Here is a 24,556-nt window from a genome sequence, read left to right as displayed (position 1 = left end):
TGCCGCCCCCATGGAACTGACCCCGCGCGAAAAAGACAAGCTGCTGATCTTCACTGCGGCGCTCCTGGCCGAACGGCGCAAGGCCCGCGGCCTGAAGCTCAACTACCCCGAAGCCGTCGCGCTGATCTCCGCCGCCGTGATGGAGGGCGCCCGCGACGGCAAGAGCGTCGCCGCGCTCATGAGCGAGGGCCGCTCGGTGCTCACCCGCGCCGACGTGATGGACGGCATCGCCGAGATGATTCCGGACATCCAGGTCGAAGCCACCTTTCCGGACGGCACCAAGCTGGTCACCGTCCACCAGCCGATCGTCTGACCCGCCCTCGAAAAGAAGAACTGCCATGCGTCACACCACTTCCAAGACCCTCGCCCTGCTCGCCCTCCTGCTGCCGCTGGCAGCCAGCGCCCACACCGGCGTCGACGGCGGCCTGCACCACGGCTTCACCACCGGTTTCCTGCATCCGCTGACCGGCGCCGATCACCTGGCCGCCATGGTCGCGGTCGGCCTCTGGAGCGCGCTGGCCGCGCGACGCGCCTGGCCCGACCTGCTGTGGGCGCCGCTGGCGTTCGCCGGCATGCTGCTGGTGGGCGCGTTGATGGGCCTCGCCGGCATGCAGCTGCCGGCGGTCGAACCGATGATCGCGGCCTCGCTGCTGGTGCTGGGCCTGCTGGTGGTCACGCGCATTCACCTGCCGGCCGCCGTCGCGATGGCCGTGGTCGGCGTGTTCGCCGTCTTCCACGGCGTGGCCCACGGTTACGAACTCGCGAGCGAAGAAGGCGCCGCGCTCACGCTGGCCGGCATGGTGAGCGCGACCGTCGCGCTGCACCTGGCGGGCATCGCGCTCGGTTGGGCGCTGCGCCATGCCAACGCCTGGCTGCCGCGCGTGGCCGGTGCCGCCGTGGTGGTGCTCGGTGCAACGCTGCTGGCCCAGGCCGTCTGATCGCCATGACCCCCGGCGAACTCTTCACCGACGACGGCGAGCACACGCTCAACCCCGGCCGCCGCACGCTCACGCTGGTGGTGCAGAACACCGCCGACCGGCCGATCCAGGTCGGCTCGCACTACCACTTCGCCGAGACCAACGGCGCCCTCGGCTTCGACCGCGAGGCCGCGCGCGGCATGCGGCTGAACATCGCCTCGGGCGCCGCGGTGCGTTTCGAGCCGGGGCAGCAGCGCACGGTCGAGCTGGTCGATTACTCGGGCGATCGCATCGTTTATGGCTTTCGCGGCCTGGTTCAAGGAAAGCTCTAAAACATGGCCACCATCGGGCGACGCGCCTATGCGGAAATCTTCGGCCCCACCGTCGGTGACCGGGTCCGCCTTGCAGACACAGAACTCCTGATCGAAGTGGAGGCCGACTACACGCTGCGTGCCGGCGGCTACGGCGAAGAGGTGAAGTTCGGCGGCGGCAAGACCATCCGCGACGGCATGGCGCAATCGCAGCGCACCCGCGATGGCAAAGGCAGCGGCCCTACGGCCGGTGGCGCCGTCGATACGGTTCTGACCAACGCGCTCATCCTGGATCACTGGGGCATCGTGAAAGCCGACATCGGCCTGAAGGACGGCCGCATCGCCGCCATCGGCAAGGCCGGCAATCCCGACGTGCAACCGGGTGTCGATATCGTCATCGGCCCGGGCACCGAGATCATCAGCTGCGAAGGCAACATCGTCACCGCGGGCGGCATCGACAGCCACATCCACTTCATCTGCCCGCAGCAGATCGAGGAGGCGCTGTCCTCGGGCGTCACCACCATGCTCGGCGGCGGCACCGGCCCCGCGACAGGCACCTTCGCGACCACCGCCACGCCCGGCCCCTGGCACATCGAGCGCATGCTGCAGGCGGCCGATGCGTTTCCGATGAACCTGGGCTTTCTCGGCAAGGGCAACGCGAGCCTGCCCGATGCGCTGCACGAGCAGATCGAGGCGGGCGTCATTGGCCTGAAGCTGCACGAAGACTGGGGCACCACGCCCGCGGCGATCAGCAACTGCCTGGATGTGGCCGACGCCACCGACACGCAGGTGGCGATCCACAGCGACACGCTCAACGAATCGGGCTTTGTCGAGAACACCATCGCGGCCGTCGGCGGCCGCGCGATCTGCGCCTTCCACACCGAGGGCGCGGGCGGCGGCCATGCGCCGGACATCCTGCGCGTGGTGGGCGAGGCGAACTTCCTGCCGTCGTCGACCAACCCCACGATGCCCTACACGGTGAACACGCTGGACGAGCACGTCGACATGCTCATGGTGTGCCACCACCTGGACGCCGGCATCGCCGAGGACCTGGCCTTCGCCGAGTCGCGCATCCGCAAGGAAACCATCGCTGCCGAAGACGTGCTGCACGACCTGGGCGCGATCAGCATGTTCAGCTCCGACAGCCAGGCCATGGGGCGCGTGGGCGAGGTCGTCATCCGCACCTGGCAGACCGCGCACAAGATGAAGGTGCAGCGCGGCACGCTGCCCGAAGACAGCGAGCGCAACGACAACTTCCGCGCCAGGCGCTACGTCGCCAAGTACACGATCAACCCGGCCATCGCGCACGGCATCGCGCACGAGGTCGGCTCGCTCGAAGTCGGCAAGTGGGCCGACATCGTGATCTGGAAACCGGCCTTCTTCGGCGTGAAGCCCTTCACCATCCTCAAGGGCGGCACGATCGCGATGGCGGCGATGGGCGACCCGAGCGCATCGATTCCCACGCCGCAGCCGGTGCATTTCCGGCCGATGTTCGGCGCATATGGCGGCTCGCTCGCGAAGAGCTCGTTGACCTTCGTCTCGCAAGCCGGTCTGGCTTCGGGCATCAAGGAGCGCTACGGTCTGGCCAAGAACCTGAGCGCGGTGAAGAACATCCGCAATGTGCGCAAGAAAGACCTGATCCACAACGGCTACGCGCCGAAGATGGAGATCGATGCGCAGACCTACGCGGTGCGCGCCGATGGGCATCTGCTGACCTGCGAGCCGGCGAAGCTGCTGCCGATGGCGCAGCGGTATTTTCTGTTCTAGACGCCAGGTCAGCCGGAACGAGCCTTCAGGTGATCGCGAATCCAGGCGGCAAAGCTGTTTTCGTCGATGGCACTGGCCGCGACGTCGAGCATCACGAGCGTAGCCTCGGTTTGCGTGACAACCAGTCGTTGGCCGTTCAAGGCCAGGAACAAGCCGACGGCGAGAAAGGCTGCGCGCTTGTTGCCATCGACGAAGGGATGGTTCTTGGCAAGGCCGATGCCATAGGCGGCGGCAAGATCCGCGATGTCGGGCGACCCATAGGCCACGAGATTCAGCGGCCGCGCCAGGGCCGACTGGAGCAGACTTTCGTCGCGCAGGCCCGGTGCACCGCCATGCTCGGCCAGGCTTTCGTCATGCAGCAGAACGAGCGCGCGTCGGTCGATCCAACGCCACTCGCTCATTTGGCAAGCTGGTGGAAGGTATCGCGGTACTCGCGCATGAACTCGCGGCCCAGCTTGAGTTGCTCGTCCACTTCAGGGTCGTATGGCGTCAGGGTGACGCCGTTGGCCGCCTCGGTCATGAACACGGTGTCGCCCTTTTCCAGCTTCAGCCGGGCCAGGACTTCCTTGGGCAGGATCACCCCCACGGAGTTGCCGATCTGGGTCAGTTTGAGTGCCGACATTGGAACTCCAAAGTTATAACGATTGTTATATTATCGGCAACTTGCCGCTGAAATCAAGTCACCATGCTCACCGCCAACAAACTCATGCCGCAGGGCCGCGGCCTTGCGCCCGTGCTGCTCAAGCGCGCCGCCACCGTCGAGCTGGACTGGGACGTCCGCCAGAAAAGCCGCTTCGACGCCACCGATTCGCAGGGCCGGCAGATCGGCATCTTCCTGCCGCGCGGCACCGCGGTGCGCGGCGGCGATGTGCTGGTGGCCGAAGACGGCTCGCTGGTCCGCGTCATCGCGGCGCCGCAGCCGGTTCTGCGCATCACGCACTGCACGGCCCACGGCACGCCCTTCGACCTGACGCGCGCGGCCTATCACCTGGGCAACCGGCATGTGCCGATCGAGCTGAAGCCCGATCACCTGAAGATCGAACCCGACCACGTGCTGGCCGACATGCTGCGCTCGATGCACCTGATCGTCGTCGCGGTGGAAGAAGCCTTCGAGCCCGAGGGCGGCGCCTATGGGTCGCACGAGCACGGCCACGGCAGCCATGACCACCACGGCCATGACCACAGCCACGAACACGATCATTCGCACGCGAAGGGCCCCAAGCCGCTCGTGCTCGCGCCCGAGCTGCTCGATGACCACGACCATGACCATGCCTGATCCAGCGCGCGCGGCGCAAAGCTGACATGCCCGACCCGGCCAGCGCCCACAGCCTGCTGCAGCTCATCTGGCTCGCCTCCCCGGCCTTGCCCGTGGGCGGCTTCTCGTACTCCGAAGGCGTCGAGGCGGCAGTCGAATGGGCCGGCCTCGACTCCGAAGCCAAGGCCGCCGAATGGCTCGCCGACCAGTTGCACCTGAGCTTCGCGCGCGGCGACCTCGCGCTGGTCGCGCAGGCCATCCCCGCCTGGCGCGCGAACGACGCGGCGCGCATCCGCAAGCTCAACGCATGGGTCCTCGCCACCCGCGAGTCGGCCGAGTTCTTCCTGCAGACCGAGCAGATGGGCCGCTCCTTCGTCGAGTGGCTCAAGCTGCACCATGCGGACACGGCCGAGGTCTTCAAGGACCTGCCCGCCAGCTACCCCGTGGCCTTCGCCTTCGCGCTCGGCCGCACCGGTGCCACGGTGCACGACGGGTGCCTGGCCTTCGCCTTCGGCTGGGCCGAGAACATGGTGGCCGCGGCCGTCAAGGCCGTGCCGCTCGGGCAGAGCGCGGGCCAGCGCATCCTCGCGCGGCTCGCGAACGAAATCCCCGCGGCCGTCGAACGCGCGATGCGCCTGGGCGACGACGAACGCCAGGCCTTCGCCCCTTTGCTGGCCGTGCTGTCGGCCCGCCATGAAACACAATATTCCCGCCTCTTTCGAAGCTGACCGAACCGGACAACGCCCATGACCTCCGCCCTGCACCACATTCCCCACCGCACCAAGAGACTGCCGCCGCTGCGCGTGGGCATCGGCGGCCCGGTCGGTTCGGGCAAGACCACGCTGCTGGAGATGCTCTGCAAGGCGATGCGCGACAAGTACGACCTCGTGGCGATCACCAACGACATCTACACCAAGGAAGACCAGCGCCTCCTGACCGTGGCCGGCGCGCTGCCCGCCGAACGCATCATGGGCGTGGAGACCGGCGGCTGCCCGCACACCGCGATCCGCGAAGACGCGTCGATCAACCTGGAAGCCATCGACCGCATGCTCGAGGACTTTCCGGACGCCGACGTGGTGTTCGTCGAGTCGGGCGGCGACAACCTCGCGGCCACCTTCAGCCCGGAGCTGTCGGACCTCACGATCTACGTGATCGACGTGGCGGCCGGCGAGAAGATTCCGCGCAAGGGCGGCCCCGGCATCACCAAGAGCGACCTGTTCGTGATCAACAAGATCGACCTGGCGCCCTACGTGGGCGCGAGCCTGGAAGTGATGGAGCAGGACACGCAGCGCATGCGCCGCCAGCGGCCCTACGTGATGACGAACCTGAAGACCCACACGGGCGTGGCCGAGGTGGTGGCGTTCATCGAGGAACGCGGCATGCTCATCGCGGCCTGAGCAGGCACGCTCAGAGCTCGCTGCCGTCCCGCAGCTGCCGCGCCTTGTAGACCAGGCGCACGCTCGCGCGGCGCGGGTCGCTCACCTGCTGCACGTAGACATCGGTGTCGCCGCTCGTCCACGCCGCATAGGCGCTGCCCGGATCGCGCGACGCGAGTTCGTTGCCGAACACGCCGCGCCCCCACTGCACGAGTTGGCCGAACGCCGATGCGCCGCTGTCGGGCGCGGCCTGCGCCGTGGCCACGTATTCGACGCGCCGCAATTCCGAAGCCGCGAAGAAGAAGGTCGGCTCGAACATCAACCCCGCGATCTCGACAGGCGTTGCGCGCCAGCTTCCGAGCAAACCGCCGGTCAGCCGCTGCGGGCGCTGCACGCGCTCGACGGCGGGCAATGCAGCGTGCAGTTCGTCGGCCGTCATGCCCAGGCGCACGCCCGGCGGCAAGGCCTGGGCATGCAGTGCGCCGGTGGCGAAGAAGACCGCGCTCGCGGCGAGCGCACGGAGAAAAGAAACTGTGAATCGCACGTTCGGCATCGGAAGGAAAAGCGGCGGCACCGTGGGACCGCGAGTATGACGCGGAGTTCCACGGCGCGGCAGCCTACGCCCTTCAAGATCCGGCGGTGGACTCGTGCAATGGCAGCCGCAGCGTGAGGCCCAGCGCACCGTCGGCGTGCGGCGCCGAATAGATGCGCCCGCCGTGGCGGCTGGCAATGCGCTCGCAAACGCGCGCACTGGCTTGCGAGGCGGCGTCGAGCGCATCGAAGAATCGCGCGAGCGGCGGCCGCACGTCTTCCGCATCGAGATCGCGCCAGTGAACGACCGCATGCCCGCGTTCCACGCGCGCGGAGACCTGCAGCGTTGCGCCCGCGGACATCACACGTGCCGCGTGCGCCACGACCTTGGCGAGCAGGTCGCGCAGCTCCGCTTCGATGGCGAAGACGGGCACGGCATCAGGCGGAAGCTGGACATCGAAACGAATGCTCGCAGCATCCGGCGTCACGCCGAGCAGCGGCCGCAGGTCCTGCACGCTGCTCGCGCGCATCTTCTGCCGCGCATCGTCGCGTGCCTGTTCCGCCATGCCGCGCGCCTGTGCGACGGCGCGCATGTTCGCGATCAGCAAAGCGCCCATCATCACGACCACGCCGGCGAGCCCGAGCCCGATGACCGCAGCGATGCCGAGCCCGAGATTGCCGGAGTACATGCGTGCAATCCTTCTCTTCAGCGCGGCCCGGGCCCACGGTATTCCAGTGCACCCGAAGCACCGCGCTCGCAGGTGCCCGACAGTGCGTCCGCGCGCGGACCGGGCAGCGCAGGTCGCGCCCCTTCGGGCTGGCCCTCGCACACATCCCACCGCGCCATCGGTGGACTGCGATGCTCGAAGGACATCGGAAATGGTGGCCCGCCGCGCAACGCCGGTGGCGGCCTCGGGGGCATGGGTGGCGGCAGCATGATGCAACCCGACAGGCCGGCCGCCGCCAGCACGCCTGCGAGGTGATGGATTCTTCGCGTCATCTTTGAAAGCAACTCACGACGTTGAAAAAAAGCCGCCCGCGTGCGACAAGGCAAGCGCCCTGCCGCACCGGGCCGGGTGCGTCGTCAGAACGCGTGACGGATGCCGAAGTCGTAGCCCGTCGACGAACGCGGCAGGCCCGTGAAGCCCACGCCGCTGCTGCCGTAGCCGGTGGTGGCCGCGGCCGCCAGGCTGCCGGTGTAGGCCGCGTCGTTGCGGTTGTTCACGCGGGCGACAGTGGCATACAGCGCGGTGCGCTTGGAGAGGTTGTGCACATAGCCGATCGCGAACTTGTTCACGCGCGGGTCTTCGCCGGTGATGCCGACGGCGCCTTCGTTGTAGCGCACCGTCGAGTACGACGCGCGGATCAGGCCCGCGCCCACCGGCATGCTCGCGCCGATGAGGTAGCCGTTGTAGCTGTCGTGGCTGTTGCCCACGGCGAGCGCGAACTTGTTCTGCACGTTCGAGAGTTCGCCGAAGAGCTTGACCGGGCCGAAGTCGTACGACGCACCGAGGTTGACGGTCTGCACCTTGCGCGTGAGCGTGGTGGTGTCCACCGCAACGCTCTGCCCCACCGCCAGCGCGATGTCGAGCGGCCCGTTCGCATAGCCGAAACGGCCCCCGACATAACGGCCGGCGCTGCTGCTGATCTCGGCGGTCGTGTCGGTCGCGCTGGTCTTGGTGTTCTCGTTCAGGCTGTACTGCACCTGGCCATAGAAGCCACCGAGGTTGGGCGGCAGGAAGTAGCCGACCATGTTGCTTGCGCGCGCGTAGTTCGAGTTGGCAAGACCCGCGCCGCCACTCACCGAGTAGATCGCGCTGGAGCCCGAGCCGTTCGTGCCGAACGGATCGAACACCGTGTCGTTCCAGAAGGTGGCCGTGTAGTCGCGGCCCAGCCGCACTTCACCGAAGCCGCCGGAGAGGCTGACGGTGGAGCGGCGGTTGAAGTTGGCGATGCCGGTGGCACCGTCGTCGTTGCCGATCGGCGCTTCGAGCCAGAAGCTCGCCGCGAGGCCGCCGCCCAGGTCTTCGGTGCCGCGAAAGCCGATGCGGCTGGAGTTGTAGCCGGAGTTGGCCAGGCTCCATTGGCTCTGCTTGCTGCTCGCACCCGTGACCGGGTCGCGCGACGTGGCGCTCTGGTAGGTCACGCCGGCATCGATGACGCCGAACAACGTGACGGACGATTGGGCAGAAGCCAGGCCGGTGACGGCCAGCGCGGCGAGTGCCGTGAGGGATTTCTTCATTCAGGTTTCTCCGGGTTTTCAGCTGCTCTTCATCGAGCGGCTGAACGCATGGTCTCGTTCAAATTTGGAGGAATCTGGTGGATGCCGCGTGCTTTGCATGCGGTGTTGTTTTGAGCGCACGCGTCGGGGTTCGAGCGGCCGGCGGCATCGACGCACCTTTGAACGGCACGTACTAAAAGTCTCCCAAAAGCCCGGCAATGCTTCGGCCTTCCGAAGGAGTCCACATGACCATTGTTTTGCAAAGCACCGTCGCCGCATCGCTGGGCATACAGCAGCTGTCCAACGCATTCACGCCGGCCTTTTCGCACCTGCGCATTCTTCGCAACCTCATCATCCCGATGCCCTCGGGGTGCGCGGTTCCCACGGCGCGCATCGACGCGGTCATCGTGTGCGAGACCGGCGTCTACCTGTTCGAGATCAAGGCCTGGCGCAACGCCTTCGTCTACCGGAAGAAGTCCGGCGAAGCCCCGCCGCGCTGGTTCCTGCGGATCAACGGATGCACGCGCGCACGCGAAGTGAAAGACCCCGCATGGCAAGGCGGTCGCAAGACGACGCAACTGCGAAGCCTGCTGCCCGACGACCTGCGCCTTCAATACTTCGTGCTGCTGCCATGCGAAGGCGTCGAGCTCGAAGGCGTGATGCCCGCCGCCGTCATCACGCAGCAGGACCTGCCCTACATCGCGCGGCTCGTGCGCAACAACGGGCGCACCGCGCGCACCTATCCGCTGCTCGATGCGCATGCGGTCGAGCGCACCGTGCAGCGCCTGCTCGACATCCAGGGCGACCTGTCCATGGAGACGCACCTGCAGAACTGCCGCGAAAGAAGCGAGCAGCCTCTCTCGATGCAATGGCCCGCCGTGAGCGCCATGGGGTTGCAGTAACGCTCTTTACCGAACGCACCGGAGGGCGTCCCATATTTCTCCGACATTGGCGAAGACCATGCGGCGATGCAACTCCCCAAGTTCCTCGCGGCCATCGCTGCACTGTTCCTCTCGATGGCCGCTGCGCCCGCATGGGCCACCGATCCGTTCACCGTGCGCGACATCCGGCTCGAAGGCCTGCAGCGCGTAGAGCCGGGCACCGTCTTCTCCACGCTCGGCATCAAGGCCGGCGACAACTACAGCGACGAACGCGGCAGCGCCGCCATCCGCGCACTGTTCGAGCTGGGCCTCTTCAAGGACGTGCGCATCGATGTCGACGGCAATGTGCTCGTCGTCATCGTGGAAGAACGCCCTACTGTCGCCGACGTCGATTTCGTGGGCACCAAGGAATTCGAGAAGGCCGCGCTGCAGAAGGCGCTGCGTGAAATCGGCCTTGCCGAAGGCCGCCCCTTCGACAAGGCGCTCGCCGATCGCGCCGAGCAGGAGCTCAAGCGCCAGTACGTGAGCCGCAGCCTCTACAACGCCGAGGTGGTGACCACCGTCACGCCGCTGGAGCGCAACCGCGTGAACCTCACGTTCACCGTCGTCGAGGGCGAATCGGCGCGCATCAAGAGCGTGCGCGTCGTCGGCAACCAGGCCTTCAGCGAGGGCACGCTGCTCGATCTGTTCGACCAGGACAGCGGCGGCTGGCTCGCCTGGTACACCAAGTCGAACCAGTATTCGCGCAGCAAGCTCGCGGCCGACCAGGAAACGCTGCGCAGCTACTACCTCACGCGCGGCTACCTCGAATTTCGCATCGACTCCACGCAGGTCGCCATCTCGCCGGACCGGCAGTCGCTGGACCTCACGCTCAACATCACCGAGGGCGAGAAGTTCGCGGTCGCCGGCGTGCGGCTCGAGGGCAACTACCTCGGCCGCGAAGACGAGTTCAAGACCCTCGTGACGGTGCGCCCCGGCGCCCCGTACAACGGCGAGGACGTGGCCGCTACCACCAAGGCCTTCACCGACTACTTCGGCACCTTCGGCTACGCATTCGCGCGCGTGAAGGCCGAGCCCGAGATCGACCGGGCGAGCCACCGCGTCACCATGGTGCTGAAGGCAGAGCCCGCGCGCCGTGTGTACGTGCGGCGCCTGAACATCGGCGGCAACGCGCGCACGCGCGACGAGGTGATCCGCCGCGAGTTCCGCCAGTTCGAAGGCGCCTGGTACGACGGCAACAAGATCAAGCTCTCGCGCGACCGCGTCGATCGCCTGGGCTACTTCACCGAGGTGAACGTCGAGACCGCCGAGGTGCCGGGCAGCAACGACCAGATCGACCTCACGGTCAACGTGGCCGAGAAGCCCACCGGCTCGCTGCAGCTGGGCGCGGGCTACTCGTCGACCGACAAGATTTCGCTGAGCTTCGGCATCACGCAGGAGAACGTGTTCGGCTCGGGCAACTACCTCGGGCTGCAGGTCAACACCAGTTCGTACAACCGCTCGATCTCGCTCACCGCGACCGATCCGTACTTCACGAAGGACGGCATCTCGCGCACGGTCAATGTCTTCCACACCACCACGCGGCCCTACTACGAAGCCGACGGCAACTACAAGCTCGCGAGCGACGGCGGCTCGGTGCGCTTCGGGCTGCCGGTGGGCGAGCTGGACACGGTGTTCCTGGGTATCGGCGTGGAGCGCTATTCGTTCACGCCGGGCACCAACGGTTCGTACACGCTGGTCGACGGCTCCTACGTCTACACCGGCACGCCGCAGGCCTACCTGGACTACTTCAAGTGCACCGGCACCGCGCCGAGCGTGGTGTGCACCGGCAGCGACGTGGTGGGCATTCCCGCGACGGTGGGGTGGTCGCGCGACGACCGCGACAGCGCGCTGGTGCCGACCACCGGCCGCCTGCAGCGCGCGAACCTCGAAGTGGGCGTGGGCAGCGCGCTGCGTTATCTCAAGACCGACTACCAGTACCAGCAGTACTTCGCGCTCTCCAAGCAATACACGCTCGCCATCAACGGCCAGCTCGGCTATGCGAAGGCATTGAGCGGCAGCACCTTCCCGATCTTCAAGAACTTCTACGCGGGCGGGCTCGGCTCGATCCGCGGCTTCGAGCAGAACTCGCTCGGGCCGGTCGATGCCGTCACGGGCGGCTCGCTGGGCGGCACACGCAAGGCGATCTTCAACATGGAGTTCAGCACGCCCTTTCCCGGCGCGGGCAATGACCGCTCGCTCAGGCTCTACACCTTCCTCGACGCGGGCAACGTGTTCGCCGATCGCACGGCCAGCATGACCGATGCGCAATGGAAAGCGCAGAACCGCCTGCGCGCATCGGCGGGCCTGGGCATCAGCTGGATCTCGCCGCTCGGCCCGCTGCGCCTGGCGTACGCGGTGCCGCTCGCCTACCAGAAGGAGGACGCCGCCAACGGCATCGCGGCGGACCGCACGCAGCGCTTCCAGTTCCAGATCGGCACGTCCTTTTGAAAAGAAGCAAGGAAGGAGCCACGCCATGAGCCGCATCCTGATGGTGGAAGACGGGCGCGACAGCGCCTCGGCGCTGCTGGACCACCTCTGCAACGCCGGCCACGAGGTCGAGCACATCGGGGACGGCGCGGCGGCGCTGGACCGCATCCTGAGTTCACCGCCCGCGCTCACATTGCTCGACGTGGTGCTGCCGCAGATCGACGGCCTCCAGGTGCTGCAGAAGGTGCGCTCGCACAGCGACCATCCGATCATCATGCTGACGGCGCGCACGCGCGAGGTCGATCGCCTGCGCGGGCTCGACCTGGGCGCCGACGACTACGTCTGCAAGCCGTTCTCGCCGCGCGAAGTGGTGGCGCGCGTGCACACGGTGCTGCGCCGCCATGCGCAGCGGGACGGGGCTTGCGCGGCGCCGTCGAAGTCGGTGTCGTTCCGGGACGCGCACGGGGGCGCGCAGCTGGAGGGGCGCGCGCTCGACCTCACGCGCCGCGAACTGCTGCTGCTGCGCACGCTGTCGCGCGATCCGGGGCGGGTGTTCACGCGCTCGAAGTTGCTGGAGGCTGCGTTTCCGGAAGCGCTGGACGTGAACGAGCGCGCGGTCGACGGGCACATCAAGAACCTGCGCAAGAAGCTCACGGCCGCAGCGCCGTCGCACGGCTGGATCCGCTCGATCTACGGCGTGGGCTTCAGCTTCGCGGAACGGCCGGCCTGAGCGCGGCACGCGGCGTCGATCGGCGTGGCGGGGCCGGTGTGCATGATCGGCGCGAGGGTCGAAAGACTCGCGTTGCGCCCCTCGGCCGGATGGCGCTCGCTGCACCCACCGCGCGCGGCGATGAGAACACCGAGCGCGAGGCCGCTGAATGCCAGCAGACCCACGAGGCGCTGCACCAGCGGCGGCACGTCGGCTGACGGTGTCGCCGCGGGATGCACCCAGGCGGTTTCGCTGTGAGACGGCATCGCGGTCCGCAACGCTCAGCCTTCGGTGGATGGTGCGTTGCGGCTCATGCGCTTTCCTCCTCGGCTTCGTCGACCGGCGCCTGGGCACGCGTGGCGCGCGCCTCCGCCCAGACCACCAGCAGCGTCCACACATGCGTGACCACCCAGAAGATCGCCGTCAGCCACAGCAGGACGAGGTCCATGCCCGGGTCGGACCAGACATCGGCCCACGACCAGGCCGAGCGCGCCGGCGCGCAATGCCCGGGACTGGCCCAGGCCAGCGCGGCGGCCGCGAAGGCCGGGAGGAACTTTTTCGGTGAGCGAAGCGTGGCCGGGTTCATGGGCACGCATCGTGCGTTTCGAATCGGGAGAAATGTGGGAGCGAGTTCTCCCAGATTCCTCCCCATTTGGCCGCCATGATCCGCCGCTTGCCTATGACGCCCCCTGCCCGAAACGCATGTCGCAGAATGCCGCCATGCCTGCCCTGAGCCCATGCCGCGTCTGACCCTCTCCCGCAAGATCTTCCTGGCGCTGGCCGCCTTGCTGATCGTGCTGCTGCTCAGCTTCGTGGGCTTTTCCATCATTGCGCTGCAGCGGGGGCTGGGCGCCTACGTCGCCGAGATCGAGATCCGGCGCATGGACTGGCTCTCGCAACTCCTCCTGAAGCACTACGTCGCCAACGGCGACTGGAAGAAGCTGCGCGACAACGACGAGGCCTGGCACCGCCTGCGCATGGGCCAGCTGGCGATCGTGCTCGACGGCGCAGCCAGCCCCGACGACCGGCGGCTGCCGCCCTGGTACGAGCGCCGCACCGCACGCCCCGACGGCGACCCGGACAACGGTTCGCCGCCGCCGCTGCCGCCCGCCTCTTCTTCTTCTTCTTCTTCTGCTTCGCCGCAGCTGGACCTCTTGCCCCGGCGCTTCTCGATGCCGCCGCCGCCCTGGTTCTTTCCCGACCCGCGTTCGGCCGCCGATTCGATCTACCAGCGCCTGGCCGTGCTCGACGCGCAGGGCGCCCTCGTGGTCGGCGCCACCATCGACTTCGAGAACGCCGCGCGCATGCCGATCCGGCGTGGGCGCTCGGTCGTCGGCTACCTGGCGCTCGCGCCCGCGCAGGGCTTCGAAAGCGAGGCCGACCGCGCCTTCCTCGCGCGCCAGTCCGGCGTGATCGCGCTCACCGGCATGTGCGGCCTGGCCTTCGCGCTGGTGCTGTCGTGGCTGCTGGCGCGCCGCTGGTTCAAGCCCATCGACGCGCTGACGCAGGCGGCGCAGGACGTGGCGCGCGGGCGCCTGTCCACACGCGTGGCCGTGCATGGCTCGGACGAACTCGCGCTCTTGGGCAAGACCTTCAACGACATGGCGCAGCGCCTGGACAAGGTCGAGGCCTCGCGCCGCGCGTGGCTCGCCGATGCGGCGCACGAACTGCGCACGCCGCTCGCGGCGATGCGCGCGGAAATCGAGGCGCTGCAGGACGGCGTGCGCACCTTCGACGAACGCACCGCGCTGCGCATGCACCGCCAGGTGATCCGCCTCGGCCAGCTGGTCGACGACCTGCGCAGCAGCATGCGCGAGCCGCAGAACGATTTGCTCACCACCGCGGTGTTTCCGCTCACGCTGCTGAAGGAGGCGCTGGACCACACGCGCGACCGCTTCGCCCAGCGCGGCATCGCGGTCGACCGGGAGGCGATCGACCGCATCGCCGCGTCGGCCCAGCCGGTGATCGACGGCGACGCGCACCGGCTGCACCAGGTGTTCATGAACCTGCTGGAGAACACGCTGGCCTACACCGATGCCGGCGGGCGCCTTCGCATCGAGGTGACCGTCGAGGGCGCGTGGACCGGCAACTGCCTCACGCTGCTGTTCGACGACAGCGCGCCGGGCGTGTCCGAGGAAGAAATTCCGCGCCTCTTCGACCGCCTGTTCCGCGGCGAGACCTCGCGCAACCGCGCGCTCGGCGGCTCGGGCCTGGGCCTGTCGATCTGCCGCGCGACCATCGAGGCGCATGGCGGCAGCATCGAGGCGGCCGCCTCGCCGCTGGGCGGCCTGCGCATGACGCTGACCCTTCCGCTGGCGGCATCCGCATGACACGCATCGTCATCGTCGAGGACGAGATCGACATCGCCTCGGTGGTGCAGGACTACCTGCGCCACGTCGGCTACGAGACCGAGCACTTCACCGACGGACAGAGCGCGCTCGAGCGCATCGTCGCTTCGCCGCCCGACCTGACGCTGCTGGACATCATGCTGCCGCGGCTGGACGGCATCGAGGTGCTGCGCCGCGCGCGCGAGCACACGGCGCATCCGATCATCATGCTCACCGCGCGCATCGAGGAGGTCGATCGCCTGCTCGGGCTGGAGCTCGGCGCGGACGACTACGTGTGCAAGCCCTTCTCGCCGCGCGAGCTGGTGGCGCGGGTGCGCGCGGTGCTGCGGCGCACGGCGCCCGGGAACGTGGCCGGGAAAGTGCCCGGGCAGGCTCCGCAAGGCGATGCCCCGGGCCTCGTGCTGGACGATGTGCACTGGCGCGCCTCGCTCGAAGGCACGCCGCTGAACCTCACGCGCCGCGAGTTCGGGCTGCTGCAGGTGCTGTCGCGGCACCCGGGGCGCATCTTCTCGCGCGCGCGGCTGCTGGAGCTCGCCTACGACGACACGGTGGACGTGACCGAGCGCGCCATCGACAGCCACGTGAAGAACCTGCGCCGCAAGCTGGGCGCGGTGTCGCCTTCGCACGACTGGATTCGTTCTGTCTATGGCGTGGGCTTCGCGTGGGAGGCGCCGCCGCAGGGCTGACGCGATGGCCGGAGCGTGGCGGCGCCGTGGCATGCATCGTGCAAGATTGCAGCCATGCTCCCCCTGTCCCCCGATTCGCTGCGCCAGCGCCTGCGTTCCTTTGCCTCCCGCGCGCAACCGCTGCGCATTCTTCTCACGCTCGGCAGCCTGATGGCGGTGTGCGGCTACACCGGCCACCCCGATGCGGTGATTCCCCTTTTCCTCGGCGCCATCGCGAGCGCGCTCGCCGAGACCGACGACAGCTGGCGCGGCCGCTTTCGCGCGCAGCTCGTGACGCTCGCGTGCTTCGCGGTGGTGTCCTTCTCGGTGGAGGCGCTGTTCGGCCGGCCGGTGCTCTTCATCGCGGGGCTGGCGTTCGCGGCCTTCTGGCTCACGATGCTGGGCGCGGTGGAGGCGCGCTACAAGGCCATCGCGTATGCGACGCTGATCCTGGCGATGTACGCGACGCTGGGCATCGAGAACCAGGCCACGCACGGCCATGATGGAGGGCGCGAGCCGCTGTTGCTGCTGGCCGGTGCCGCGTGGTACGGCGTGTTCTCGGTGCTGTGGTGCGCGGCCTTTCCGGCGCAGCCGGTGCAGGCGCGGCTGGTCACGCTGTTCACGGTGCTGGGCAACTTCGTGCGCTTCAAGGCGTCGCTGTTCGAGCCGCTGCGGGGCATCGACATCGCGCAGAAGCGGCTCTCGCTCGCGCAGCTCAGCGCCGAGGTGGTGAGCGAGCTGAATGCCGCCAAGGAAAGCATCTTCCGCCGCATCGGCGCGCGGGCGCCGACCGGGCGCCTCTCGCGCTACCGCGGGCTCTACCTGATCGCGCAGGACGTGCACGAGCGCGCGAGCTCCTCGCACGACGACTACAACGCGCTGGCCGATGCGTTCTTCCACAGCGACCTGCTGTACCGCTGCCAGCGCGTGCTCGGCCTGCAGGGGCTGGCGTGCCAGCGGCTGGCCGGCTCGATCGCGCGGCGCGAGCCCTTCGAGGTGGGCGAGGAAACCGTGCAGGCGCTGGCCGACCTGCGCGGCGCCATCGAGCACGAACGGGCACGCGCCACCACGCCCGATCGCCTGGCATTGCTCGCATCGGTGGAAGCGCTCGCGCGCAACCTCGCGCAGCTGGACGGCCAACTCGCCGGTGCGAGCCAGCCGTCGGCGCGCGCCGGACGGACCGAGATGGGCCTTTTCAACCGCTCGCCGCGTTCGTGGCGCGATGCGGCCGAACGCGTGCGGCGGCAGCTCACGCCGCGCTCGCCGCTCTTTCGCCATGCGCTGCGGCTGGCGATCGCGCTGGCCGCGGGCTACGGCGTGATGCAGGCCATCCACCCCGCGCAGGGCTACTGGATCCTGCTGACCACGCTGTTCGTCTGCCAGCAGACCTTCGGCGACACCGTCTCCCGCATGGGCCAGCGCATCGCCGGCACGGCGCTGGGCGTGGTCGCGGGCTGGGCGCTGCTGCAGCTCTTTCCGCAGCCGCTGGTGCAGTCGGTGATCGCGGTCGCGGCCGGCGTGCTGTTCTTCGCGACGCGCGCCACGCGCTATCTGCTCGCCACGGCCGCGATGACGCTGCTGGTGCTGATGTGCTTCAACCAGGTGGGCGACAGCGGCCTCCTGCTCGTGCCGCGGCTGGTCGACACCGCCATCGGCAGCGCCATCGCCGGGCTCGCGGTGCTCCTGGTGCTGCCGCACTGGCAGGCGCGGCGCATCAACGAGCTGGCCGCCACCGCCATGCGCAGCCACGCGGGGTACCTGCGCCGGATCCTCGAGCAGTACGGCACCGGCCCGCGAGACCACCTGGACTACCGCCTCGCGCGGCGCAACGACCACAACGCCGATGCGGCGCTCTCCACCGCCGTGTCGGACATGTTCCGCGAGCCGGGCTATGTGCGGCCGCGCGCGGGCATCGCGCTGCGCTTCCTGATCCGCTCGCACACGCTGCTGAGCTACCTGTCGGCGCTCGGCGCGCACCGCGCCGCGCTGCCCGATTCGCCGCACATGGCGGTGCTGCGCGATGCTGCCGAGGGCGCTGCGGCGGCGCTCGATGCGCTGGCCGGCGGGCTGCAGGGCGGCGCGATCGCGGACGAGCCCGCCACCGAGCCGGCCGTGCGCGCGGCCCTCGCGGCGGCCGTGGCACCGGCCGGCGATGCCGGCGCTGCCGAACGCACCATCCACACCGAACTGGCCCTGGTCTGGCTGCAGATCGACGCGCTGCGCACCCATGCGCGCGAGTGGCTGCAGCCCGGCGACGAGGCGGCGCCCGCCACCCTGGAAACCTGAAACGTCCGGCCGTCCGGATGGGCGAAACAACCCGTAAAAAGGCCGGTCGGGGCGCGCCGGGTAAAATCGCGGCTTCATGTCACGCTGGTTCGCCGCTACTGTCCTCACCCTCATGTTGTCCTGCTACGGCCTTGCCGTGTTCGCGCAGGGCCTGATGGGCGCCGGGCATCCCGCGCATGCGGGCGCCGACATGCAGACCTGTGTGACGACCGGCATGTCGCTCTCCGATGCCTTCGTGAGCGACGCCATGGACCTGGCGGACGAGCTCCCCTCCCATGACGAGGCGGGCTCCGAGCACGTCGAACTGGTCGATGCCCGGCACCCCGTGCCGGTCGTGCTCTTTCTCTCGGAACAACCGCGCGGACTCGCCCTGACGCCCGCGCTCTCACCGCTCCTCGATCGGCCCAAGCGGCCACCCCGCGGCACCGCCCTGGTCGCCTAAGGCTCCGCCGCGACCTGGAGCCTTTGCGGCTCCCTCTTTGTCGATCCGACCGCGCCGCCGCATTCCGGCAACCGCTCGCATCGCGAAAACCCCGCTTTTTTCCCGTGCCACACCGCGTTCCCGCACCGCCGGGGCGCCCGATCAAGGAATCAGAATGAACAACGGTCAACCCATCTACCACCCCGGCTTCGACGCACCCGTTGCGTCGGCCCAGGAACGCAACCGCGTTCTTCGCAACACCTACTGGCTGCTCGCGCTGTCGATGGTGCCCACCGTGCTGGGCGCCTGGATCGGCGTGTCCACGGGCCTGGCGCGCGCCATGTCGCCGGGCATCGGCCTCATGGTGTTCCTGGGCGGCGCCTTCGGCTTCATGTACGCCATCGAGAAGACCAAGAACTCGGCCGCCGGCGTGCCGGTGCTGCTGGCCTTCACCTTCTTCATGGGGCTGATGCTCTCGCGCCTCGTAGGCTCGGTGCTGGGTCTCGCGAACGGCGCGAACCTGGTGATGACGGCCTTTGCCGGCACCGGCGCGATCTTCCTGGGCATGGCCACGCTGTCCTCGGTCATCAAGCGCGACCTGTCGTCCATGGGCAAGTGGCTCTTCATCGGCGCCATCCTGCTCTTGGTGGCCGGCATCGCCAACTTCTTCATCCAGTCGAGCGCGCTGATGATGACGCTGGCGGTCGCGGCCATCGGCATCTTCTCGGCCTTCATCCTGCATGACCTCAAGCGCGTGAAGGACGGCCTGGAGACCAACTACATCTCCGCCACGCTGGGCGTCTATCTCAGCATCTACAACGTGTTCCAGGCACTGCTCGCCCTTCTGGGCATGGGCGGCGGCCGGGACGAGTAACGCTCACCAAGTCACGAAGGGAGCTTTCCATGCGCCTCACCACCAAGGGCCGCTTCGCGGTCACCGCGATGATCGACATCGCCCTGCACGGCCGCTCGGGCCCGGTCACGCTGGCCTCCATCAGCCTGCGCCAACGGGTCTCGCTGTCGTACCTGGAGCTGCTGTTCGCCAAGCTGCGCCGCAACGACCTGGTCGAATCCACGCGCGGGCCGGGCGGCGGCTATTCGCTCAGCCGCAAGGCCGCGCTCATCAGCGTGGCCGACATCGTGCTCTCCATCGAGGACCACGGCAACGAGACCACGCGCCGCCGCGCCGGCGACGACGTGGACGACACCGGCCGCTGCGAGGTCGACGAGCTCTGGGCCTCGGTCAACCTGCGGGCGGTCGAGTTTTTGAAATCGATCTCGCTGCAGAGCCTGGTCGACGAGCAGAAGGCCAAGGGCGTGCAGGCCGCCACCAGCGTGGCCGGCAGCAGGCGCACGACCGTGGTCGGCACGCCCGCGCGCAAGCCCTTCGTCGTGGACGCGCCGAACTCGGTGTTCGCACTGGGCCGGCGCCAGCAGCGCGCCGGCTAAGGCGCGACCCGGCACCCACGCGAGTGGGCAGCCAACGATTCGGAGCGGTCCCAAGCCGCGCCGATCGTTGGCTTTTTTTGCGCCTTTTTTACGCGCGCTTCGATAGCCTTGCTGCTCCGGCCCGCCGCTCGAATCCATCGCGGCGTGGCCGTCGGAGCATCGACATGCAAGCAACAACAAGCCTCTGGTCCCGCTTCGCGGGATGGGCGAACGCGGCGCGGCAGCCGCAAGACATGAGCCTCGAATGGACCTGCTGCGGCACGCCCGGGCGCGACCCCACCGAGGCGTACCTCGGCCGGGTCGATGCGTACGAACTCGCGATCCAGGGGTGCGTCCATTGCGGCGCGCTCTGGCTGCAGGTGCAGTCCGTGGCCACGACGGTGGCGCGGTCCGAGCCGCTGTCCAGGGCGGATGCGGAAGCCTTTCTCGCGGCAGCTCCCGGCATCGAACGACGCACGATCATGCGGGCCTGGCTGCAGCGGCATCTGCAGCTGACTCGTTCGCGCGCTTCGTGAGCCGTCAGCCCTTGCGCGCCGCGGGCGATCGTCCCCGCAGGCCGGGCAAGGTCCACCCGAAGGTCATGCCCGCCGCCGCGACAAGGATGGCCGCTGCGCCGATGAGCTGCGCCGGCGTGAGCCGCTGGCCGAACGCGACGAAATCGACGCCGATCGCCACCAGCGGATAGATGAACGACAGCGCGCCGGCCACCGTCGTCGGCAGCTTCTGGATCGCGCCGTACAGCAGGATGAACACGAGCCCCGTGTAGATCACGCCCATCGTGACGTGAATGCCCCAGGTGGCCGCGTCGGTGGGCAGCGCGCGCAGGTGCGCGAACGGCGCGAGCATCGCGATGCCGACGCAGACCTGGATCAGCGCGATAAGGTGCGGCGCCATGTCGCCGAGCTTCTTCGCGACGATGGCGGCCACGGCATAGAAGAAGGCCGCGCCCAGTGCCATCAGCACACCCGTGAAGTAGTCCCCGCCACCACCGCCGGCACCACCACCTTTTGCCTGCGCCACCAGCACGACGCCCGCGAATGCGATGCACAGCCACCCCACCTTCATCGCGGTGAGCCGTTCGGAGAACAACAGCGCACCGAGCGCGACGAGCATGAAGGGCTGCGTGTTGTAGACCGCGGTGGCAATGGAGATCGATGCGCGCGAGAACGACGCGAAGATCAGCAGCCAGTTGGCCACCAGCGCCACGCCGCCGAACGCGGCCAGCGCGAAGGTGCGCGGCGTGAGGCCGCGGCGGCCCGCGCAGGTTTCCCGAGCGTGCTCAGGGCCAGAGCTGCCGCATGATTTCCGGCAGCATGCCGTCGACAAAACTCCGGGTGCCTTGCGCATCCGCGGGGCCGCCGAACTTCTCGTCGAGCGCCAGGTGCGCGAAGCCGTGCACGGTGGACCAGGCCGCGATCACGGCGGCCTGGGTCGCGTGGTCCAGCGGCCTGTCGCGGCCCCAGCGCGTGTAGTCGCGCACCACCTGCTCGAGTTCGAGAAAGGCCGCGTCGGCCGCGTGCTTGAGCCGCTCGTCCCACACGAGGCGGTCCTTGCGGAACATGAGCTGGAAGCGCCCCGGATGCGCCAGCGCGAACTGCACATACCCCACGCCCTGGCCGCGCAGCCTGCGCGCGGGGTCGTCGCCGCCGGTCGCCGTGCCTTCGCGCAGGCAGCGCGTGAGCTCCTCGAAGCCGAGGATGGACACCTCGGTCAGCAACCCCGCCGCACTGCCGAAGTGATGCAGCGGCGCGGCGGGCGACACGCCCGCGCGGCGTGCCACCTCGCGCAGCGAGAACCCCTCGATGCCGCTCTCGGCCAGCAGGCCTTCGGTGGCCTGGATCAACGCCGCGCGCAGATCCCCATGGTGGTAGGGCGCGGGGACTTGCACTGGTTTTTTTCTTGCCGCCATGGCTGCTCGATGTCCGGAGTCGTCGAAGCGTGAACTTTACACCGTTCAAATTGTGCTGGCATTTTTATCTAAACACCGTCAAGATAGCGCCCATCCTTTCTGATCCTGACCCCCTCATGTTCGATTCACTCTTCAGCGCAGGCGGCACCATCGCCCTTCCCGCCTGGGCGGCCCTGGGCGCAGCGCCCTGGCTCGGCCGCGCCAAGCCCGCCATCTGGGCACTGACCGGCATCGTCATTCCGGTCGGGCTCGGGCTGGTCTACTGGTGGCTGATGGCCACGTACTGGTCGTCGGCCGAGGGCGGCGGCTACAGCTCGCTGTCGGCGGTGCATGCGCTGTTCCAGCACCCGGGCCTGCTCACCGCGGGGTGGTTCCACTACCTGGCCTTCGATCTCTTCGTGGGCACCTGGATCGCGCGCGAAGGCGAGCGCGCCGGCATCGCGCCGGTGCTGCTGATCCCCTGCTTTGCGCTCACTTTCCTGTTCGGACCGGTCGGGTTGCTGGCCTTTCTTGCGCTGCGCGTGGCACCGGCCTCCATGCAGCTTGCGCGTGCGCTCCATGCACGCCAGCCGCAACTCGCGGAGTTCGGCGGCCTGCTGCTCGCGATCACGGTGCCCGCGCTGGTGGCGAGCTACTTCGATCCGCGCACGCTGGACGGCGTCAGCGTGTGGGTCAAGCCGCTGAAGTTCATGGCCTCGGTGAGCCTCTATGCACTCACCATGGCCTGGCTCGTCGGTGACCTGCCGCGCGAGCGCCGCAACTCGCCCGTGGTGCGCGCCATCGTCGCCGTCGTCATCGCGGCGGGCACGTTCGAGGTCGGCTACATCACGCTGCAGGGCGCGCTCGGACAGGCCTCGCACTTCAACAACAGCTCGGTCTTCCACACCGTGATGTACGCGCTGATGGGCGTGGGCGCGCTGGCGCTCAATGTCACGGCCTTGCCGCTCGCCTGGCAGTTCGCGCGCCACGGCGACGCGCTGCCGCCGGCCTACCGGCTCGCGACAGTGATCGGCCTCGTGCTGACCTTCGTGGCCGGCGCGGGCGCGGGCATCGCGATCAGCCAGCACGAAGGCCCGACCTTCGGCGCGCTCGCGGGCGGCGCGGTGCTGCCCGTGCTCGGCTGGTCGGCCACCGGCGGCGATCTGCGCGTGCCGCATTTTCTCGGCGTGCATGCGCAGCAGGTGCTGCCGCTGGCCGGCGCGCTGATCGCGATGTGGCGCGTGCCGTTCGGGCGCGCAGCAATCTGGTTGGTGACCGCCGGCTATGCGGCAGCCATCTTCTACGCGTTCAGGCTCGCGTATGCAGGCGTGCCGCTGCTTGCGCTCGCGAACTGATCAGGGCGCGAAGCCCGAGCGGCGCACCACCGGCTCCCATTGCTGGCGGTAGGCCTTGAGCATCTGCGCGGTTTCCGCGGCGGTGCTCACGACCGGCGTGATGTAGAGCGCATCGGCTGCCTTCTGCAGCCCCGGGTCCTGCATGACTTCGCGGATCTTCGTGGCCAGCAGCTGCACCTTCGGCTGCGGCATGCTGCTCGGGGCGAAGAAGGTGTTCCAGCCGTCGGCATCGATCTTCATGCCGGCCTCGCGGAAGGTCGGCACCGAGGGCGCGAAGCTCGCGCGCTTCTTGCCCGACACCGCCAGGATGCGGATCTTGCCGGCCACGTGCTGCGCATAGAGCGAATCGAGCGTGTCGATCGCGATGGGCAGTGAGCCGCCGCTCAGGTCCGCCGACAGCGGCGCCGAGCCGCCGTAGCCCTTGATCTGCGGCTGCACGCTCAGCGCATCGCCCACCATGAGGCCGAAGAAGTGCGGCAGGCTGCCGGTGGCCGGCACGCCGAAGACGGCCTCTTCCGGATGCGCCCAGAGGCGGCCCACCAGGAACATCGCGCGGTCCAGCTGCAGCTTGTTGCCCACGGCCAGCGCGAAGTCGTAGCTGCTGACCTGGGAGACGGGCACGAAGTCCTTGTCGGGGTCGTAGCCCGCGTCCTTGATGACGAGCGGCGCGATCAGCATCACGGCCGGATTGCCGAGCATCAGGATGTTCTCTGCGGCGGTCGCGCGCTTGATCTGCTTGGCCGCGAGCCGGCCGCCTTCGCCGGGGCGGTTCTCGACCGTCACGGCGACGCCGAGCTTCGGGCTCAGCCGTTCGGCGATGAGCCGCGCCATGCGGTCGGTGCTGCCGCCGGGCGCGTAGCCGACGACGAGCGTGAGCGGGCCGTCCAGGTTCTGCGCTTGAGCGGACGCGACGGCGGCGAAACCGGCAAAGGCGGCGATGCACCATGCGGTGAGCTTTCGCCGGGAAAAGACAATGGCCACGAGATCTCCTGCTTCCGGCGACAGGCCGGCTTTTGTTACTTTGTTTATACGTAGGTAACAAATAGTTGATCTAATCCATCATTGGCTGCCGAGGCGGCGCAGCCACAACCCCTTGCCATTTCCATGTCAGTTTTTCCCGATGCGGGCGCCCTGCGCGCTCCCCGTTCCCTGGACGACCTGCTCCTGTACCGGCTCTCGCGCGCCGCGCGTGCCGGCAGCGGCATGGCGACGCGCATGGTCGAAGGCGGCTTCGGCATCACGCGCCGCGAATGGGGAATGATCGGCACGCTCGCGGAGGTCGGCGAGCTCACGCCCTCGGCGCTCGCCGAGCGGCTCGACCTGGACCGCGTGCGCACCTCGCGGGGCCTGCGCAGCCTCACCGACAAGAAACTGGTGGAGCGCCGCCAGGACGCCGAGGATCGCCGCGAAGTGCATGTGCGCCTGAGCCCTTCGGGCCGGCAGCTTTACGGCGAGCTGTTCCCGCGCATCGCGAGCCTGAACACCGAACTGCTCGACGGCATGGATGCCGCGCACATCGAGATCTTTCTGCAGTGCCTGCGCCGCCTCGAATCGCGTGGCACCGAATTGAGCGCGCAGGGCGTGGTGCCGGAAAAGGCCGACCGCCGCGCGGGCGGCACGCGCCACCACTGGCCCAAGCGCGGCCCCTGAGCGCATCGCGCGCGCACCTCATGGGCTCGCGCACCCGCACATCCCGGTGCGGGTGCT

29 protein-coding genes are annotated in these 24,556 nt (G+C 68.7%); 19 read left to right on the top strand and 10 right to left on the bottom strand.

The annotated features are described in order from the left end of the window. The first annotated feature begins 10 nt into the window (after window positions 1-10). Genes JC881_RS07475 through ureC form a run of 4 tightly spaced genes read left to right on the top strand, consistent with a single transcriptional unit; the run spans window position 11 to window position 2,995 of the window. Window positions 11-313, top strand: coding sequence for an urease subunit gamma (locus JC881_RS07475; protein ID WP_018906796.1), 303 nt, complete (start codon window positions 11-13; stop codon window positions 311-313). A 25-nt stretch (window positions 314-338) separates the two neighbouring features. Next, complete coding sequence (locus JC881_RS07470; protein ID WP_198785083.1) at window positions 339-938, top strand: HupE/UreJ family protein; 600 nt, start codon at window positions 339-341, stop codon at window positions 936-938. A gap of 5 nt (window positions 939-943) precedes the next feature. Beyond that, window positions 944-1,249: an urease subunit beta gene (locus JC881_RS07465; protein ID WP_198785080.1), complete on the top strand. Its 306-nt coding sequence runs from the start codon at window positions 944-946 to the stop codon at window positions 1,247-1,249. A 3-nt stretch (window positions 1,250-1,252) separates the two neighbouring features. Continuing rightward, entirely contained in the window at window positions 1,253-2,995 is a 1,743-nt protein-coding gene (ureC, locus tag JC881_RS07460; protein WP_198785078.1) for an urease subunit alpha, read from the top strand. An 8-nt stretch (window positions 2,996-3,003) separates the two neighbouring features. Here the strand turns inward: ureC and JC881_RS07455 are convergent, their stop codons facing one another. Next, window positions 3,004-3,396, bottom strand: coding sequence for a type II toxin-antitoxin system death-on-curing family toxin (locus tag JC881_RS07455; RefSeq protein ID WP_198785075.1), 393 nt, complete (start codon window positions 3,394-3,396; stop codon window positions 3,004-3,006). Beyond that, window positions 3,393-3,617, bottom strand: a complete 225-nt coding sequence (locus JC881_RS07450) for an AbrB/MazE/SpoVT family DNA-binding domain-containing protein (RefSeq protein WP_198785072.1) — start codon at window positions 3,615-3,617, stop codon at window positions 3,393-3,395. The genes JC881_RS07455 and JC881_RS07450 overlap by 4 nt, the downstream gene beginning before the upstream one ends. A gap of 63 nt (window positions 3,618-3,680) precedes the next feature. Here JC881_RS07450 and ureE point away from each other — a divergent pair, with 63 nt between their 5' ends. The 3 genes from ureE to ureG are packed head-to-tail and all read left to right on the top strand — an operon-like array spanning window position 3,681 to window position 5,647. Then, window positions 3,681-4,271: an urease accessory protein UreE gene (gene ureE / locus JC881_RS07445; RefSeq protein WP_198785070.1), complete on the top strand. Its 591-nt coding sequence runs from the start codon at window positions 3,681-3,683 to the stop codon at window positions 4,269-4,271. Between the two features lie 26 nt (window positions 4,272-4,297). After that, entirely contained in the window at window positions 4,298-4,978 is a 681-nt protein-coding gene (locus JC881_RS07440; RefSeq protein WP_198785068.1) for an urease accessory protein UreF, read from the top strand. A gap of 18 nt (window positions 4,979-4,996) precedes the next feature. Further along, on the top strand, window positions 4,997-5,647 hold the full coding sequence (ureG, locus tag JC881_RS07435; RefSeq protein WP_198785066.1) for an urease accessory protein UreG: 651 nt from the start codon (window positions 4,997-4,999) through the stop codon (window positions 5,645-5,647). A gap of 10 nt (window positions 5,648-5,657) precedes the next feature. Here ureG and JC881_RS07430 read toward each other — a convergent pair whose 3' ends face one another. The 3 genes from JC881_RS07430 to JC881_RS07420 all read right to left on the bottom strand — a co-directional run bounded on the left by JC881_RS07430 (window position 5,658) and on the right by JC881_RS07420 (window position 8,399). Further along, window positions 5,658-6,179 carry a hypothetical protein gene (locus tag JC881_RS07430; RefSeq protein WP_198785065.1) on the bottom strand — a complete coding sequence of 174 codons (522 nt, stop codon included), beginning with the start codon at window positions 6,177-6,179 and terminating at the stop codon, window positions 5,658-5,660. A gap of 73 nt (window positions 6,180-6,252) precedes the next feature. Next, the gene (locus JC881_RS07425; protein WP_198785063.1) at window positions 6,253-6,846 is read right to left on the bottom strand and encodes an ATP-binding protein; all 594 of its coding nucleotides are present in this window, start codon (window positions 6,844-6,846) and stop codon (window positions 6,253-6,255) included. Between the two features lie 395 nt (window positions 6,847-7,241). Continuing rightward, the gene (locus tag JC881_RS07420) at window positions 7,242-8,399 is read right to left on the bottom strand and encodes a porin (RefSeq protein WP_198785061.1); all 1,158 of its coding nucleotides are present in this window, start codon (window positions 8,397-8,399) and stop codon (window positions 7,242-7,244) included. Between the two features lie 224 nt (window positions 8,400-8,623). Here JC881_RS07420 and JC881_RS07415 point away from each other — a divergent pair, with 224 nt between their 5' ends. The 3 genes from JC881_RS07415 to JC881_RS07405 all read left to right on the top strand — a co-directional run bounded on the left by JC881_RS07415 (window position 8,624) and on the right by JC881_RS07405 (window position 12,458). Next, window positions 8,624-9,280, top strand: a complete 657-nt coding sequence (locus JC881_RS07415; RefSeq protein ID WP_198785059.1) for a nuclease-related domain-containing protein — start codon at window positions 8,624-8,626, stop codon at window positions 9,278-9,280. A gap of 66 nt (window positions 9,281-9,346) precedes the next feature. Beyond that, entirely contained in the window at window positions 9,347-11,749 is a 2,403-nt protein-coding gene (bamA, locus tag JC881_RS07410) for an outer membrane protein assembly factor BamA (protein WP_198785057.1), read from the top strand. Window positions 11,750-11,774: 25 nt separating this feature from the next. Beyond that, complete coding sequence (locus JC881_RS07405; RefSeq protein ID WP_198785055.1) at window positions 11,775-12,458, top strand: response regulator; 684 nt, start codon at window positions 11,775-11,777, stop codon at window positions 12,456-12,458. Here JC881_RS07405 and JC881_RS07400 read toward each other — a convergent pair. Both JC881_RS07400 and JC881_RS07395 read right to left on the bottom strand, forming a co-directional pair. Further along, on the bottom strand, window positions 12,419-12,703 hold the full coding sequence (locus tag JC881_RS07400) for a hypothetical protein (RefSeq protein ID WP_198785053.1): 285 nt from the start codon (window positions 12,701-12,703) through the stop codon (window positions 12,419-12,421). The genes JC881_RS07405 and JC881_RS07400 overlap by 40 nt on opposite strands. 44 nt (window positions 12,704-12,747) lie before the next feature. After that, entirely contained in the window at window positions 12,748-13,023 is a 276-nt protein-coding gene (locus JC881_RS07395) for a hypothetical protein (RefSeq protein ID WP_198785051.1), read from the bottom strand. 151 nt (window positions 13,024-13,174) lie between these two features. Between JC881_RS07395 and JC881_RS07390 the strand changes: the two genes are divergently transcribed. From JC881_RS07390 to JC881_RS07360, 7 genes are all read left to right on the top strand, one after another. Next, window positions 13,175-14,767 carry an ATP-binding protein gene (locus tag JC881_RS07390; protein ID WP_198785050.1) on the top strand — a complete coding sequence of 531 codons (1,593 nt, stop codon included), beginning with the start codon at window positions 13,175-13,177 and terminating at the stop codon, window positions 14,765-14,767. Further along, window positions 14,764-15,471, top strand: coding sequence for a response regulator (locus JC881_RS07385; protein WP_198785049.1), 708 nt, complete (start codon window positions 14,764-14,766; stop codon window positions 15,469-15,471). Before JC881_RS07390 ends, JC881_RS07385 begins: the two co-directional genes overlap by 4 nt. 54 nt (window positions 15,472-15,525) lie before the next feature. After that, window positions 15,526-17,736, top strand: a complete 2,211-nt coding sequence (yccS, locus tag JC881_RS07380; RefSeq protein ID WP_198785047.1) for a YccS family putative transporter — start codon at window positions 15,526-15,528, stop codon at window positions 17,734-17,736. Between the two features lie 112 nt (window positions 17,737-17,848). Beyond that, window positions 17,849-18,178 carry a hypothetical protein gene (locus JC881_RS07375; protein ID WP_198785302.1) on the top strand — a complete coding sequence of 110 codons (330 nt, stop codon included), beginning with the start codon at window positions 17,849-17,851 and terminating at the stop codon, window positions 18,176-18,178. A 154-nt stretch (window positions 18,179-18,332) separates the two neighbouring features. Beyond that, window positions 18,333-19,031 carry a Bax inhibitor-1/YccA family protein gene (locus tag JC881_RS07370; RefSeq protein WP_198785046.1) on the top strand — a complete coding sequence of 233 codons (699 nt, stop codon included), beginning with the start codon at window positions 18,333-18,335 and terminating at the stop codon, window positions 19,029-19,031. Window positions 19,032-19,060: 29 nt separating this feature from the next. After that, window positions 19,061-19,606 (top strand): Rrf2 family transcriptional regulator, encoded by a 546-nt coding sequence (locus JC881_RS07365; RefSeq protein WP_198785045.1) that lies wholly within the window; start codon window positions 19,061-19,063, stop codon window positions 19,604-19,606. A gap of 164 nt (window positions 19,607-19,770) precedes the next feature. After that, window positions 19,771-20,121 carry a hypothetical protein gene (locus JC881_RS07360; protein WP_198785044.1) on the top strand — a complete coding sequence of 117 codons (351 nt, stop codon included), beginning with the start codon at window positions 19,771-19,773 and terminating at the stop codon, window positions 20,119-20,121. Between the two features lie 4 nt (window positions 20,122-20,125). On the opposite strand, the gene JC881_RS07355 is transcribed toward JC881_RS07360, so the two are convergent. Next, entirely contained in the window at window positions 20,126-20,932 is an 807-nt protein-coding gene (locus JC881_RS07355) for a DMT family transporter (RefSeq protein ID WP_233101638.1), read from the bottom strand. Further along, window positions 20,886-21,494 (bottom strand): TetR/AcrR family transcriptional regulator, encoded by a 609-nt coding sequence (locus tag JC881_RS07350; protein ID WP_198785042.1) that lies wholly within the window; start codon window positions 21,492-21,494, stop codon window positions 20,886-20,888. The genes JC881_RS07355 and JC881_RS07350 overlap by 47 nt, the downstream gene beginning before the upstream one ends. Window positions 21,495-21,631: 137 nt before the next feature. Between JC881_RS07350 and JC881_RS07345 the strand changes: the two genes are divergently transcribed. Beyond that, window positions 21,632-22,849, top strand: a complete 1,218-nt coding sequence (locus JC881_RS07345) for an ABA4-like family protein (protein ID WP_198785040.1) — start codon at window positions 21,632-21,634, stop codon at window positions 22,847-22,849. Here JC881_RS07345 and JC881_RS07340 read toward each other — a convergent pair whose 3' ends face one another. Further along, window positions 22,850-23,830 carry a tripartite tricarboxylate transporter substrate-binding protein gene (locus tag JC881_RS07340; RefSeq protein WP_198785039.1) on the bottom strand — a complete coding sequence of 327 codons (981 nt, stop codon included), beginning with the start codon at window positions 23,828-23,830 and terminating at the stop codon, window positions 22,850-22,852. 123 nt (window positions 23,831-23,953) lie between these two features. Between JC881_RS07340 and JC881_RS07335 the strand changes: the two genes are divergently transcribed. Continuing rightward, the gene (locus JC881_RS07335) at window positions 23,954-24,499 is read left to right on the top strand and encodes a MarR family winged helix-turn-helix transcriptional regulator (RefSeq protein WP_198785038.1); all 546 of its coding nucleotides are present in this window, start codon (window positions 23,954-23,956) and stop codon (window positions 24,497-24,499) included. The last annotated feature ends 57 nt before the right edge of the window (window positions 24,500-24,556 follow it).

Source organism: Variovorax sp. IB41, assembly GCF_016405905.1.
Classification (GTDB): domain Bacteria; phylum Pseudomonadota; class Gammaproteobacteria; order Burkholderiales; family Burkholderiaceae_C; genus Variovorax.
This window is presented reverse-complemented; position numbering and strand designations above follow the sequence as displayed.